The organism is Massilia solisilvae, from assembly GCF_024753215.1.
In the GTDB taxonomy this organism is placed as follows: domain Bacteria; phylum Pseudomonadota; class Gammaproteobacteria; order Burkholderiales; family Burkholderiaceae_D; genus Telluria; species Telluria solisilvae.
Genome location: NZ_JANUGV010000001.1, coordinates 441,262 through 454,459 on the forward strand (window position 1 = coordinate 441,262; position 13,198 = coordinate 454,459).

General features: G+C 65.0%; 14 protein-coding genes. 10 read left to right on the forward strand and 4 right to left on the reverse strand.

Annotated features, from left to right (window positions below; genetic code table 11):
* Positions 1-93: 93 nt before the first annotated feature.
* Positions 94-654, reverse strand: a complete 561-nt coding sequence (phaP, locus tag NX773_RS01920) for a TIGR01841 family phasin (protein ID WP_258821272.1) — start codon at positions 652-654, stop codon at positions 94-96.
* 316 nt (positions 655-970) lie between these two features.
* On the opposite strand from phaP, the gene NX773_RS01925 reads away from it, so the two are divergent.
* The 3 genes from NX773_RS01925 (at position 971) to pbpG (ending at position 3,845) form a co-directional block, all read left to right on the forward strand.
* Positions 971-1,861 (forward strand): DMT family transporter, encoded by an 891-nt coding sequence (locus NX773_RS01925; protein ID WP_258854708.1) that lies wholly within the window; start codon positions 971-973, stop codon positions 1,859-1,861.
* 8 nt (positions 1,862-1,869) lie between these two features.
* Entirely contained in the window at positions 1,870-2,568 is a 699-nt protein-coding gene (locus NX773_RS01930) for a nitroreductase (protein ID WP_258854709.1), read from the forward strand.
* Between the two features lie 164 nt (positions 2,569-2,732).
* Positions 2,733-3,845: a D-alanyl-D-alanine endopeptidase gene (pbpG, locus tag NX773_RS01935; protein WP_258854710.1), complete on the forward strand. Its 1,113-nt coding sequence runs from the start codon at positions 2,733-2,735 to the stop codon at positions 3,843-3,845.
* A 98-nt stretch (positions 3,846-3,943) separates the two neighbouring features.
* Here the strand turns inward: pbpG and NX773_RS01940 are convergent, their stop codons facing one another.
* Positions 3,944-4,729, reverse strand: a complete 786-nt coding sequence (locus NX773_RS01940; protein ID WP_258821268.1) for an IclR family transcriptional regulator — start codon at positions 4,727-4,729, stop codon at positions 3,944-3,946.
* 145 nt (positions 4,730-4,874) lie between these two features.
* Between NX773_RS01940 and NX773_RS01945 the strand changes: the two genes are divergently transcribed.
* The 7 genes from NX773_RS01945 (at position 4,875) to NX773_RS01975 (ending at position 10,826) form a co-directional block, all read left to right on the forward strand.
* On the forward strand, positions 4,875-5,261 hold the full coding sequence (locus NX773_RS01945; protein WP_258821267.1) for a diacylglycerol kinase: 387 nt from the start codon (positions 4,875-4,877) through the stop codon (positions 5,259-5,261).
* Between the two features lie 88 nt (positions 5,262-5,349).
* Entirely contained in the window at positions 5,350-5,988 is a 639-nt protein-coding gene (locus NX773_RS01950) for a peroxiredoxin (RefSeq protein WP_258821266.1), read from the forward strand.
* Between the two features lie 199 nt (positions 5,989-6,187).
* On the forward strand, positions 6,188-6,961 hold the full coding sequence (locus NX773_RS01955; protein WP_258855824.1) for a sulfite exporter TauE/SafE family protein: 774 nt from the start codon (positions 6,188-6,190) through the stop codon (positions 6,959-6,961).
* Between the two features lie 113 nt (positions 6,962-7,074).
* Positions 7,075-7,923, forward strand: a complete 849-nt coding sequence (cysT, locus tag NX773_RS01960; RefSeq protein ID WP_258821265.1) for a sulfate ABC transporter permease subunit CysT — start codon at positions 7,075-7,077, stop codon at positions 7,921-7,923.
* A complete protein-coding gene (cysW, locus tag NX773_RS01965) occupies positions 7,920-8,819 on the forward strand; it encodes a sulfate ABC transporter permease subunit CysW (protein WP_258854711.1) in 900 nt (299 codons plus the stop codon). Before cysT ends, cysW begins: the two co-directional genes overlap by 4 nt.
* A gap of 1 nt (position 8,820) precedes the next feature.
* A complete protein-coding gene (locus NX773_RS01970) occupies positions 8,821-9,894 on the forward strand; it encodes a sulfate/molybdate ABC transporter ATP-binding protein (RefSeq protein WP_258854712.1) in 1,074 nt (357 codons plus the stop codon).
* A complete protein-coding gene (locus NX773_RS01975) occupies positions 9,891-10,826 on the forward strand; it encodes a CysB family HTH-type transcriptional regulator (protein ID WP_258854713.1) in 936 nt (311 codons plus the stop codon). Before NX773_RS01970 ends, NX773_RS01975 begins: the two co-directional genes overlap by 4 nt.
* A gap of 267 nt (positions 10,827-11,093) precedes the next feature.
* On the opposite strand, the gene NX773_RS01980 is transcribed toward NX773_RS01975, so the two are convergent.
* Entirely contained in the window at positions 11,094-12,140 is a 1,047-nt protein-coding gene (locus NX773_RS01980) for an aldo/keto reductase (RefSeq protein WP_258854714.1), read from the reverse strand.
* 12 nt (positions 12,141-12,152) lie between these two features.
* Positions 12,153-13,190 carry a quinone-dependent dihydroorotate dehydrogenase gene (locus NX773_RS01985; protein WP_258854715.1) on the reverse strand — a complete coding sequence of 346 codons (1,038 nt, stop codon included), beginning with the start codon at positions 13,188-13,190 and terminating at the stop codon, positions 12,153-12,155.
* Between the last annotated feature and the right edge of the window lie 8 nt (positions 13,191-13,198).

The following is a 13,198-nucleotide window of genomic DNA, read 5'->3' on the forward strand; positions in this document are numbered from 1 at the left end:
CTGCCCACCCTACGTTCCTTTATGGCCAACGATGAAAAAACGGGGCGGAACCGCGAAGGTCCCGCCCCGTTTTCGTATAAACCGTTTGGCCGATTACGCGGCAGCGGCGGTCGCCTTTTTCGCAGCCTGGTTGAACTGGGCAAAGGCGGTGTTGAAGTTCGACTCCATTGCTTCGGCAGCCTGCTTGGCGGTCTTGGTGAACTGCTCGTAGCCGGCGTTGGCGTTGCTGATCGCGGTCTTGACCGCGGCGACAAAGTTCTCCGAACCGGCCGGGGCGTTCTTGCTCACTTCGTCCACCAGCGAGATCACCTTGCGGTTCGCTTCGACGATCTGGTTTTCGGCCGCTTTCGACAGCTCTGCGCCGGCGCCAACCGCGATCGATGCGAGCTGGCGGCCGTACGACAGTGCCTTCTCGGCGGTCGGCTGGGCCTGGGCTGCGGTCAGCGAGAAGAATTCTTGCGGGTCTTTCGCTTGCAGCAGCTGGCGGGCGGCAGCCGAGGATTCTTCCAGCGTGGCCTTGGCGGCGCTGATGTTCAGGTCGACCAGCTTCTCCATGCCCTCGAAGGTCTTGGAGGTGAGCGAAGACAGCATGGCGAACTGGGTTTCGAGGTTGGCCTTGGTGGCGTTCGAGAACTGCTCAGGGATTGCAAACATGTGGTTCTCCAATTCTAGGCATTGAGGGATGATTGCCGTGTACTCGGTGAGGCAGAAAACAGCGTTGCTACCTGGCGGCGCGTTATTGTGCACCGCAACAGAATCAATTTTTACTGAGATTGCCGAACACGTCAAGAAGATTTTGATGCGCCGCACAATGTTAAGTTCAAGTGTTGCAAACTTGCATCGGAAACAACGCTTTCTGCATAAGAAGTAACTGCAGAGCAACATCGAGCGCGACCGCCGCGGCGCCAGCCCGCCGGGGGCAGGATATGCTCATGCTAGACTGCAATCTTTTCCGTCTGTTAGCTCGTCTGTGACCATCCCCGCCGCCCGCGCGACGCACGCCTGGCTCTCACCCGTCCCGATCTTCTTCGTGTTCCTGTGGAGCACCGGGTTCATCGTTGCCAAATACGGTTTGCCGTATGCGCCGCCGCTGACCTTCCTGATCCTGCGCTGCGGCGCGGCGGTGCTGGCGCTGCTGCCGGCTGTGCTGGTCGCGCGCGCCCCATGGCCGACGGGCCGCATCGGGCACGTGGCGGTGGCCGGGCTGCTGCTGCAGGCGGGCTACCTGGGCGGGGTCTGGTCCGGCATCAAGCTGGGCATGCCGGCCGGCCTGACCGCGCTCATCGTTGGCATGCAGCCGATCCTGACCGCGTTCGCGGCGCCGCTCATCGGCGAACGGGTGCGCCCGCGCCAGTGGCTGGGCCTGCTGCTCGGATTGTCCGGCGTGGCGCTGGTCGTGTATGCGAAGATCAGCCTTGCGGGGCTTTCGCCGGCGGCCATCGCGTATTGCGTGTTCGCGCTGCTGTCGATCACGGCGGGAACGCTGTACCAGCGGCGCTACTGCCCCCGGTTCGACTTGCGCACCGGCACCGTCGTCCAGTTCAGCGCCACCGTGGCCGTGCTGGTGCCGCTGGCAGTGGTGCTGGAGGGCCTGGATCTGCGGCTGTCGCAGGTCCAGTGGAACATCCACTTCGTCGGTTCGCTGGTGTGGTCGGTGTTTGCGCTGTCGATCGGCGCCATCTTCCTGCTGTTTAAGCTGATCAGCCGCAACGAAGCGACGCAAGTCACGAGTTTGCTTTACCTGACGCCGCCAACGACGGCCATCATGGCATGGTTGATGTTCGGCGAAGCCTTGAGCCCGGCCGGATTGCTGGGCATGGCCATCGCTGTGGCCGGCGTCGCTTTTGTAGTCAAGAAATAGGAGAAACAATGATTCACAACCCCCAGCAGGAAGCGGTCGATGCCGCGATCACGTCGCGCCGTTCGATCCGCGCGTACCTGCCCACCCCGGTCGCGCGCGAGGATCTCGAGAGGATCCTGGAGGTCGCCGCCCGCGCGCCGTCCGGCACCAATATCCAGCCGTGGAAGGTGTATGTGCTGACCGGGGCGAAAAAGGAGGCGCTGTCGAACGCGATCCTGGAGGTGTACAACGACCCGGAAAAGAACAAGGAGCATGACCAGGAGGCGTATTTCTACTACCCGCGCCAGTGGGTGTCGCCGTTCATCGAGCGGCGCCGCAAGGTGGGCTGGGATTTGTACGGCCTGTTGGGCATCACGCGCGACAACAAGGCCGGAATGGCCCACCAGCACGGGCGCAATTTCCGCTTCTTCGATGCTCCGGTGGGCCTGATCTTCACGATCGACCGCGTGCTCGAGCAGGGTTCGTGGATCGATTACGGGATGTTCCTGCAGAACATTATGGTCGCGGCCCGTGCGCGCGGGCTGGACACCTGCCCACAAGCGGCCTTCATCCACTATCCGCGCATCATTGCCGAGCACCTGGGCCTGGGCGAGAACGAAACGGTCGTGTGCGGCATGTCGCTCGGCTGGGCCGACCCGGACAAGGTGGAAAACTCGCTGGTGACCGAACGTGAGCCCTTGGACGCATTCGTGCGCTTCATCGAGTAGGGCATACTAGCGGAGGCCGCCGCGTCAAGCTTTCCCTGCTTGTTTGACGGCGGCTGTTGCAGCCTGGCAAAAGGCGACGTTCAATAGGAATTTCGCTTGCGCTCGCATCCTGTTTGGATACACTTTCATGCAGTACTCATCAGTTCGCATCGAGGGTTTTTCAGATGTATAAGCTTGCGTTCGCCACCGTCGCCTTTTTGCTGTTTGCCGCCGAGCCTGCCGTGGCGGCGGGCACGTCCGCCAAGAGCGCAGCCAGTGCCAAACCGGCCCGGCACCACATCCACAAGGCCAGCGCCAAACGCAAGGACCTGGCGCAGCAGATCGCCGACGACAACCGCGAGCGCATGGTGCGCCGGATCGAGATGGTCCACGGCAAGCGCAAGGTGACGTGGCAGCGCGTGCGCCGCGCGGCGCCGGCCGTGGCGGCCCTCAGCGCCGGCGACCTGGCGGGCCTGAACCTGACCCATGATCCGCTCGACCTGCGCTCCAACGTGGCCCTGGTGCTCGATCAGGAAACGTCCGAGGTGCTGTTCGAAAAGAATTCAAGCGTGGCCCTGCCGATCGCGTCGATCACGAAGCTGATGACCGGCCTGGTCGTGGTGCAGGCGCACCAGGACATGGACGAGATGCTGACGGTGACCGAGGCCGATGTCGACCGCCACAAGTTCACCAGCTCGCGCCTGCGCGTGGGCGCGCGCATGAGCCGGCGCGACCTGTTGCACATTGCGTTGATGAGCTCCGAAAACCGCGCCGCCGCTGCGCTCGGGCGCAATTATCCGGGTGGCATCTCGGCTTTCGTCGCGGCAATGAACGACAAGGCGCGCGAGCTGGGCATGCAGGACACGCACTATGTCGATTCGAGCGGGCTGTCGAGCGATAACGTGTCGAGCGCGCGCGATCTGGCCAAACTGGTCGCGGTCGCGCACCAGGAGCCGACGCTGCGCGACTACACCACCTCGCCCAACTACGTGGTAACGGCGAACGGGCGGCCCATGCGGTTCGGTAACACCAACTACCTGGTGTCGCTGCCGGACTGGAATATCGGGCTGCAGAAGACCGGCTTCATCAACGAAGCGGGGCGTTGCCTGGTGATGCAGGCGCTGATCCAGGGCCGCAACGTGATCATGGTGTTCCTGGATTCCAAGGGCAAGATGTCGCGCACCGCCGACGCGGGTCGCATTCGCCGCTGGCTGGAGGCGCTGCGGCCGTCCAGCTTCTCGGCTGCGGAACCGGCCACCACGCTGTCGTCGGTGACGACGGCGCCTGACGTCCGGTGATTCGGTAGGGGGCGGATATCCCGCCCACGTGTTCAATCAGTGCAAAAGTTGTTGAACGCGTGGGCAGACAAGCTGCCCACCCTACGCTGCGTGGCTGTTCAGGCCGCGCTGGCCGGGCGGTAGCCGAGCGTCGCCGAGATCTGCGCGGCGGTGCTGACCAGATCTTCCAGCCAGTCTTCCTGCAGGCGGTCGGCCGGGGCCGAGATCGACAGACCGGCAACCAGTTTGCCGGTGTCGTCGTGGATGCCGGCCGCCATGCAGCGTACGCCCAGTTCCAGCTCTTCGTTGTCGCGCGCATAGCCGCGCGCGCGCACCAGCGACAGCTCGCGTTCCAGCTTGGCCAGATCGGTGATCGAATTCTTGTTGTGACCCGCCAGGCCGGTGCGGGTGGCGTAAGCGCGAATCGCCTTGGGCTCATCGACCGACAGGAACAGCTTGCCGGTGGAGGTCAGGTGCAGCGGGGCGCGCCCGCCGATCGCGCGCACTACCTGCATGCCCGAGCGCTCGGAAAACGAGCGGTCGATGTACACCAGCTCGTCGCCCTGGCGGACCGACAGGTTGATGGTCTGCTGGGTTTTTTTGTGTAGCGCGCGCATGAAGTCCACGGCGGCTTCGCGTACCGACAGACGGCTCTTGACCACGTTGCCCAGTTCGAGCAGGCGCATGCCGAGGCGGTAGGTGCCCGGCTCGACCCGATCGACGAAGCGGGTCACGACCATGTCGTTGAGGATGCGGTGGGCGGTGGAGGGATGGAGCCCGGAGATCTTGGACAGTTCCTTCAGGCTTACCGGGTCCGGATAGGCGGCCAGCGCATCGAGCAAGGCTACCATGCGCTCGATCACCTGGATCGATGTCTTGGCCGGTTCTACGGTGTCCATTTTCATGATGTGGTTGGTGCACTGCAGTAAATCTGCTTCTTTATACCATATGCTGAAACGCGAAGGCAAACACTTAGCCGTTTGACCAGCATGGACTGCCCGGCCACGCCGCGCACAGGCATAATGGGAGTAGTGCATAATCGGAAAACCCATGGACAACCTGACCAGCGAATTCAAGAGCAAGAGCGGGCTGCGGCGCATCCTCAACGCTTTCTACAACTCGTTTGACGGCTTCAAGGCCGCCTGGAGCACGGAATACGCGTTCCGGCAGGAGATCCTGGTGTTCACCATTGCGACCGCGGTGGCGCTGTCGCTGCAGGTGTCGGGCTTCCAGAAGCTGGTGCTGATCGGGGTGCTGGTGGTGGTGCTGATCGTCGAGCTCATCAATTCGGCGCTGGAGGCAGTGGTGGACCGCATTTCGCTGGAGCGCCACCCGCTGTCGAAAAAGGCCAAGGACATCGGCAGCGCCGCGGTGGCGCTGTCGATCGGGCTGGCCGCGGTAACCTGGGCGGTGGTGCTGTACACCCGTTACTTCTAGCAGGTTTGCGCCGGTTCGATCTGGCGCACAATGCCGGTCCGGCTTCACGGCATGATGGCGTTTTACCCTTTCACCTGAGGAGATGACCATGAGCTTACGCTTGGGCGATACCGCCCCCGATTTCGAGCAGGATTCCTCCATCGGCAAGATCCGTTTCTACGACTGGGCCGGCGACTCCTGGGTCGTTCTGTTCTCGCATCCGGCCGACTTCACGCCGGTGTGCACCACCGAACTGGGCCTGACCGCCAAGCTCAAGCCCGAGTTCGACAAGCGCAACGTCAAGGCGATCGCGCTGTCGGTCGACCCGGCCGAGTCGCACAAGCTGTGGACGCGCGACATCGAAGAGACGCAGCAGTGCGTGGTGGGCTTTCCCATCATCGCCGACCAGGACCAGAAGGTCGCCAAACTGTACGACATGATCCACCCGGAGCAGTCGCAAACCGCCACGGTGCGCACCCTGTTCGTGATCGACCCGCGCAAAAAGGTGCGCCTGATGATCGCGTACCCGATGAGCACCGGCCGCAACTTCGACGAGGTGCTGCGCGTGATCGACGCGCTGCAGCTGACCGACAGCCACAACGTGGCCACGCCGGGCAACTGGAAGCAGGGCGGCGACGTGATCATCCCGCTGTCGGTCAAGGACGAGGAAGAGATCAAGCGCAAGTACCCGAAGGGATATACCGCACCGCGGCCCTACCTGCGCATGACGCCGCAGCCGAACAAGTAACCAGCCGGTAGGGTGGGCAGATTCTGCCCACGCGTTTAAGCAAAGCATGCCACGCGACTGGGCCACCGCTACCTGGACGCGTGGGCAGCAAAGCCGCCCACCCTACCGTTTTTGCACAGGCCGCATAAGCAAATAAGGAAGCTGTAGTTTGCATAAGGCCAGCAGCCATTTACCCTTGAGCTAAACTTGAGGGTAAATGATGTCGTTGACTTACGTTATGAGTGGTTTTGCAGTCGGCCTGCTGGTCGGAATGACCGGCGTGGGCGGCGGATCGCTCATGACCCCGCTCCTGACCCTGCTGTTCGGCGTCACGCCGTCGGTCGCCGTCGGCACCGATTTGGCCTTTGCCTCCCTGACCAAGACCGCAGGTACCATCACCCACCGCTCCAAGGGCAACGTGCAGTGGGGTATCGTGCTGCGCCTGTGCGCCGGCGCCTTGCCGGCCGCCCTCGTCGCCACCTTCGCCTTGCATCGGTTTGGTGCGCTCACTCCGGCCATTGGCCTGGTGATCCGCTATTCGATCGCCGTTTCCGTGCTGCTGACGGTGGTGGCGTTGATGTTCCGGGCGCGCATGCTTGCCTGGGTTCATGCCAGCCCTGGCCGCCAGCTGCACGGGCGTGCGCTGTCGCTGGCTACCGTGTTTGCCGGCGCCGTGCTGGGCACACTCGTGACCATTTCTTCCATTGGCGCGGGCGCGATTGGCGCCACCATCCTGCTGATGTTGTACCCGCGCTTGAGCCCGGCGGAAATCGCGGGCACCGACATCGCCTACGCGGTCCCGCTGACCGCCATCGCCGCCGCCGGGCATTGGTGGCTGGGCTCGATCGACTGGCTGCTGCTGGCCACCTTGCTGGTGGGCTCGGTGCCCGGCATCACGCTCGGCGCCTGGGCCTCGCGCGCGGTGCCCGAGCGGGTGGCGCGCACGCTGCTGGCTGTCACGCTGACGGGTGTTGCCGCAAAGCTCATTTATTGACGACTTCGCTACATAGCCAATTCGTCATATGCAAATGAAGAATGCTTCGTTTGTTTTATGAGTTGACAGTGGGATGATGAGGGTCTCTTAGAAGGAAATGTAATAAGGTCCCCATGTCCCTGTTTTCCGCGCCGCGCAGCAGCCCCGGCCGGGTCATCCCCGGATTCGGGCTGTCGCTCGGCTTCACGTTGTTCTATCTCGCGCTGATCGTCCTGATCCCGCTGTCGGCGGTCTTCCTCAAAACCTTTACCCTCACCTGGGATGCGTTCTGGAGCGCGGTCAGCTCCGAGCGGGTGGTCGCGTCGTATCGCCTGAGCTTCGGCGCCGCGCTGATCGCCGCGTTCCTGAACGTGATCTTCGGCGGCATCGTCGCGTGGGTGCTGGTGCGCTACCGCTTTCCCGGCAAGCGCTTCATCGATGCGCTGGTGGACCTGCCGTTCGCGCTGCCCACCGCGGTGGCGGGCATTACGCTGACTGCGCTGTATTCACAAAACGGCTGGATCGGCCAGTACCTGACCAAGTTCGGCCTGAAGGTCGCGTTCACGCCGCTGGGCGTGGTGGTCGCACTCACCTTCATTGGCCTGCCGTTCGTCGTGCGCACGGTGCAGCCGGTGCTGGAGGAGTCGGAGCGCGAGCTCGAGGAAGCGGCCGCCAGCCTGGGCGCCTCGCCCTTGCAGACCTTCGTGCGCGTGGTGCTGCCGTCGATCGTACCGGCGCTTCTCACCGGCTTTGCGCTGGCGTTCGCGCGGGCCACCGGCGAATATGGCTCGGTGATCTTCATCGCGGGGAACATCCCGATGGTGTCCGAGATCACGCCGCTGTTCATCATCACCAAGCTGGAGCAGTACGACTACGCGGGCGCCACGGCGATCGCCGTGGTGATGCTGATTGCGTCATTCATCATGCTCCTGACGATCAACCTGCTGCAGTCCTGGGCACGCAAACGGGCGGGCAAGAAATGAGCGCGGTCATCGATCAACCAACCGCGGCCGCGCCGGCCCGCCAGGCGAACACCGACCTGCTCGAGCCGGGCTGGGTGCGCTACGCGCTGCTCACGGTGGCGTTGCTGTTCCTGACCCTGTTCCTGTTCGTGCCGCTGGTGGCCGTGTTCACCGAGGCGCTCAAGGGCGGCTGGCATACCTATGTCGAATCGATCCTCGACCCGGACGCCATTTCCGCCATCAAGCTGACGCTGATCGCGGCCGGCATCTCGGTGCCGCTCAACCTGGTGTTCGGCGTGGCCGCGGCCTGGTGCATCGCCAAGTTCGATTTTCCGGGCAAGAGCGTGCTGCTCACGCTGATCGACCTGCCGTTCTCGGTATCGCCGGTGATCGCGGGCCTGATCTACGTGCTGCTGTTCGGTGCGCAGGGCTGGCTCGGTCCGTGGCTTTCGGACCACGACATCAAGATCCTGTTCGCGGTGCCGGGCATCGTGCTGGCGACGATCTTCGTGACCTTTCCGTTCGTGGCGCGCGAGCTGATCCCGCTGATGCAGCAGCAGGGCACCGAGGAAGAGGAAGCTGCGCTGGTGCTGGGCGCATCGGGCTGGACCACCTTCCGCAAGGTGACGCTCCCGAACATCAAGTGGGGCCTGCTCTACGGCGTCATCCTGTGCAATGCGCGCGCGATGGGCGAGTTCGGCGCGGTGTCGGTGGTCTCCGGCCACATCCGCGGCGAGACCAACACGATGCCGCTGCAGGTCGAGATCCTCTACAACGAATACAACTTCACCGCCGCGTTCGCGATCGCGTCGCTGCTGGCGCTGCTGGCGCTGGTCACGCTGGCGGTCAAGTCCTTCATCGAATGGCGCCTGCACACGGCCGGCCAGCCGGGCGCCGACGGCAATACGGAGCAATAGCATGACGATCGAAGTCCAACACATCCGCAAGCAGTTCGGCCAGTTCACGGCGCTGGACGACGTGTCGCTGCAATTCCCGGACGGGCAGCTTACCGCGCTGCTCGGGCCTTCCGGCTGCGGCAAGACCACGCTGCTGCGCATCATCGCGGGCCTGGAACATCCGGACGCGGGCAGCGTGCTGCTCGACGGGCACGATGCGTCGCGCCGCCATGTGCGCGAGCGCCAGGTCGGCTTCGTGTTCCAGCACTATGCGCTGTTCAAGCACATGACGGTGTTCGAGAACGTCGCGTTCGGCCTGCGCGTCAAGCCGCGCAGCGAGCGGCCGAGCGAAGCGCAGATCCGCCAGAAGGTGAAGCAACTGCTGGAGCTGGTGCAGCTGGACTGGATCGCGGACCGCTACCCGCCGCAGCTGTCGGGCGGCCAGCGCCAGCGCATCGCATTGGCGCGCGCCCTGGCGGTGGAGCCGCGCGTGCTGCTGCTTGACGAGCCGTTCGGCGCGCTGGACGCCAAGGTGCGCAAGGAACTGCGCCGCTGGCTGCGCCGCCTGCACGACGAACTGCACGTGACCTCGATCTTCGTCACGCACGACCAGGAAGAAGCGCTGGAAGTGGCCGACCAGGTGGTCCTGATGAACAAGGGACGCGTGGAGCAGCTGGGCACGCCGGACCAGGTGTACAACCAGCCGGCGTCGCCGTTCGTGTACGGCTTTTTGGGCAACGTGAACCTGTTCCACGGCCGCGTGCACGAAGGCGTGCTGGCCAGCGGTGGCGTGGAGCTCGAGGCGCCGCAGCATGCGAATGTGGCGGATGCGCAGGCCGTCGGCTACGTGCGGCCGCACGACCTGGAGGTGGAGCGCTACACGCCGGACGCGGAGGGCATCGTGGTCACGCTGCGCCGCGCGCACGCGATCGGCCCGCTGGCGCAGCTGGACCTGGAGCGGCAGGATAACGCGGAGCTGATCGAGGCCGTGATCCCGAACGAGCGCTACGGCAAGCTCGCGCTCAAGGAAGGCGAGAAGCTCGTGGTGCGGCCGCGCCGCATGCATGTGTTCGTGGACGAGGGCAGCAACATATGAACTTCCAGCAGTTGCGCTCCGTGCGCGAGGCTGCGCGGCGCGGCTTCAACCTGACCGAGGTGGCCAATGCGCTGTTCACGTCGCAGCCTGGCGTGTCGCGCCAGATCCGCGAGCTGGAGGAAGAGCTCGGGGTGGTCATCTTCGAACGCAACGGCAAGCGCCTGACCGGGCTGACCGCGCCCGGCAAGGGCATCCTGAAGATCGTCGAGCGGCTGCTGGTGGAGGCCGAGAACCTGCGCAACGCCAGCGCCGAATACGCGGCCCAGGACAGCGGCACGCTCACCGTGGCCGTCACGCACACGCAGGCGCGCTACGCGCTGCCCGAGGCGGTGCAGGCGTTTCGCACGGCGTTCCCGAATGTGCGCATCGCCTTGCAGCAGAGCGCGCCGGAGCACATCGCCGAGCTGGTGCTGTCCGGGCGTGCGGACATCGGGATCGCGACCGAGGGCCTGTCGGCGTTCCCGGAGCTGGTGTCGTTCCCGTGCTACCGCTGGAGCCACCTGGTGGTGGTGCCTGAAGGGCATGAGCTGCTATCGAAAACGCCGCTGCGGATCGAGGACCTGGCGACGTACCCGATCATCACTTACGACGTCGGTTTCACCGGGCGCGGGCACATCGACTCGGCGTTCGTAGAAGCCGGGATTGCGCCGGACGTGGCGCTCACGGCGATGGATTCGGACGTGATCAAGCAGTATGTCGCGCTGGGCATGGGCGTGGGGATCGTGGCCTCGATGGCGTTCGACCACGGGCGCGACAAGGGACTGCGCGCGATCGGCGCGTCGCACCTGTTCGCGCCCAATGTGACGCGGCTGGCGCTGCGGCGCGGGGCGTACCTGCGCGACTATGCGTATCACTTCATCGAGCGGTTCGCGCCCAAGGTAACGCGCGACGAGATCGAGAAGGCGCTGCTGCCGATGGGCGAGGCGGCCTGATTTCATACCGTCGTTCCGGCGAACGCCGGAACCCATGCCGAGTTTGCGGACACCCGAGTTGGTCCCCGAAGCTCAATCTTGCAACGTCGTCCCCGCGCAGGCGGGGACCCATGGACCGTTTGCACGATATGGAAAAGCGCCGCCAGTCCGCGTGCTCAGCATGGGTCCCCGCCTGCGCGGGGACGACGGCTTTAGGGCGGTCGCTTGTGCGGACGCAGGTTGGCTTCACGTTCAGCATCGGTCCCGGCTTTCGCCGGGACGACGGTTTTACTGGCCGGGGTTGGTGTAGCGCGCGTGGATGGCGTCGATCTGGTCCAGCACCTGCTGCGGCAGCGTGATCTGCTCGGCGTCGATGTTTTCCTTCAGCTGCATCAGGTTGGTCGCGCCGATGATGGTCGAGGCCACGAACCAGCGCGAATAGCACCATGCCAGCGCCATCTGCGCCGGGCTCAAGCCGTTGGCGCGCGCCAGCGCCGCATATTCCTTCGTCGCCTCGATCACGGCCGGGCGCAGGTAGCGCGGGCTCCACGTGGGCGGGAAGATCGACAGCCGCCCCACTGCCTTCGGGTCGTCGATGTACTTGGCCGTCAACTGGCCGAACGCGAGCGGGCTGTAGGCCAGGAGGCTCACCCTCTCGCGGTAGCAGGCTTCGTCCAGCAGACTGGTCTCGAACGCGCGCGCGGTCAGGTTGTACAGGTTCTGGATGGTGGCGATGCGCGGCAGGCCCTTGGTCTCGGCCTGCTTGACGTACTCGCACACGCCCCAGGCGCTCTCGTTGGAGACGCCCACGTGCCGGATCTTGCCGGCCTTGACCATCTGGTCCAGCGCCGCGAGCGTCTCTTCGATCGCCACGCCGGGCCGTTCCTTCTCCGGCACGAAGGCGTTGGCGCCGAAGATCGGCAGGTTGCGGCTGGGCCAGTGGACCTGGTACAGGTCGATGTAGTCGGTCTGCAGGCGGCGCAGGCTGTCCTCGACCGCCTGGCGCACGTCGGCCGCGCCCAGGTTGTGCTGTGCGCCGCGAATCCAGTCCATGGACGGATTCGGTCCGGCGATCTTGGAGGCGAGGATGATCTGGCTGCGTTTGCCGCTCTTCTTGAGCCAGCTGCCGATGAAGCGCTCGGTTGAACCCTGCGTCTCGGCGCGGCCGGGCACCGGGTACATCTCGGCGGTGTCGATGAAGTTGATGCCACGTTCGAGCGCGTAGTCGAGCTGGCTGTGGGCGTCGCCTTCGGTGTTCTGCTGGCCGAAGGTCATCGTGCCCAGGCAGACCCGGGTGACGTGCAGGTCGGTGCTGCCAAGCTGGTTCTTTTTCATGGGGTACTCCAATCAGGCCTTGAGGGCTGCCGCGCATTCGCGCACGAGGGCCGGGCCGGCATAAATCAGGCCGCTGTACAGCTGCACGAGCGAGGCGCCGGCGTCGATCTTGGCGCGCGCGTCCGCGCCGCGCATGATGCCGCCCACGCCGATGATGGGGATCTCGTTGCCGAGCTCTTTCTTCAGGCCGCGGATCACGGTGTTGGACAGCTCGAATACGGGCGCGCCGGACAGGCCGCCGGTCTCGCTCCCGTGGCGCATGTTCTGCACGGCGTCGCGCGAGAGCGTGGTGTTGGTGGCGATGACGCCGTCGATCTTGTGGCGCAGCAGCGCGTCGGCGATGTTGCGGACCTGGTCGGCGTCGATGTCGGGCGCGATCTTGAGCGTGATCGGCACGTAGCGGGCGTGCTGGTCCGCCAGGCGCGCCTGCTCGCTCTTGAGCTGCGCGAGCAGCGCGTCCAGTTCGGATGCGCCCTGCAGCTGGCGCAGGTTCTTGGTGTTGGGCGAGGAGATGTTGACCGTGACGTAGCTCGCGTACGGATAGACCTTGCGCAGGCAGATGAGGTAGTCGTCGGCGGCGCGCTCGATCGGCGTGTCGGCGTTCTTGCCGATGTTCAGGCCCAGCACGCCGAGCTTTTCCTGGTAAAAGCGCGAGGCCTGGACGTTGGCGACAAAGGCGTCCACGCCACCGTTGTTAAAGCCCATGCGGTTGATGATGCCGTGCGCCTGCGGCAGGCGGAACATGCGCGGGCGCGGGTTGCCCGGCTGCGCGCGCGGGGTCACGGTGCCCACCTCGATGAAGCCGAAGCCGAGCGCGGCCAGGCCGTCGATGTAGGCGCCGTCCTTGTCCAGGCCGGCCGCCAGGCCCACCGGGTTGGGGAAGGTGATGCCCATGACGGTGCGCGGATCGGGCGCCGGGCGCGCGTGGTGGCGCAGCAGGCCGAGGCTTTCGGCGCGGCGCAGCGCCGGCAGGGTCAGGTTGTGGGCCGTTTCGGGGTCGAGGGAAAACAGCAGCGGGCGGGTGAGGGCGTACAGGAGCTTGTCGGACATAGGGCACT

What these genes read in the sequence shown, in the direction of transcription:
- phaP (WP_258821272.1), bottom strand. Translation starts at nt 654, where the DNA reads ATGTTTGCAATCCCTGAGCAGTTCTCGAACGCCACCAAGGCCAACCTC.
- NX773_RS01930 (WP_258854709.1), top strand. Translation starts at nt 1,870, where the DNA reads ATGATTCACAACCCCCAGCAGGAAGCGGTCGATGCCGCGATCACGTCG.
- pbpG (WP_258854710.1), top strand. Translation starts at nt 2,733, where the DNA reads ATGTATAAGCTTGCGTTCGCCACCGTCGCCTTTTTGCTGTTTGCCGCC.
- NX773_RS01940 (WP_258821268.1), bottom strand. Translation starts at nt 4,729, where the DNA reads ATGAAAATGGACACCGTAGAACCGGCCAAGACATCGATCCAGGTGATC.
- NX773_RS01945 (WP_258821267.1), top strand. Translation starts at nt 4,875, where the DNA reads ATGGACAACCTGACCAGCGAATTCAAGAGCAAGAGCGGGCTGCGGCGC.
- NX773_RS01950 (WP_258821266.1), top strand. Translation starts at nt 5,350, where the DNA reads ATGAGCTTACGCTTGGGCGATACCGCCCCCGATTTCGAGCAGGATTCC.
- NX773_RS01955 (WP_258855824.1), top strand. Translation starts at nt 6,188, where the DNA reads ATGTCGTTGACTTACGTTATGAGTGGTTTTGCAGTCGGCCTGCTGGTC.
- cysT (WP_258821265.1), top strand. Translation starts at nt 7,075, where the DNA reads ATGTCCCTGTTTTCCGCGCCGCGCAGCAGCCCCGGCCGGGTCATCCCC.
- cysW (WP_258854711.1), top strand. Translation starts at nt 7,920, where the DNA reads ATGAGCGCGGTCATCGATCAACCAACCGCGGCCGCGCCGGCCCGCCAG.
- NX773_RS01970 (WP_258854712.1), top strand. Translation starts at nt 8,821, where the DNA reads ATGACGATCGAAGTCCAACACATCCGCAAGCAGTTCGGCCAGTTCACG.
- NX773_RS01975 (WP_258854713.1), top strand. Translation starts at nt 9,891, where the DNA reads ATGAACTTCCAGCAGTTGCGCTCCGTGCGCGAGGCTGCGCGGCGCGGC.
- NX773_RS01980 (WP_258854714.1), bottom strand. Translation starts at nt 12,140, where the DNA reads ATGAAAAAGAACCAGCTTGGCAGCACCGACCTGCACGTCACCCGGGTC.
- NX773_RS01985 (WP_258854715.1), bottom strand. Translation starts at nt 13,190, where the DNA reads ATGTCCGACAAGCTCCTGTACGCCCTCACCCGCCCGCTGCTGTTTTCC.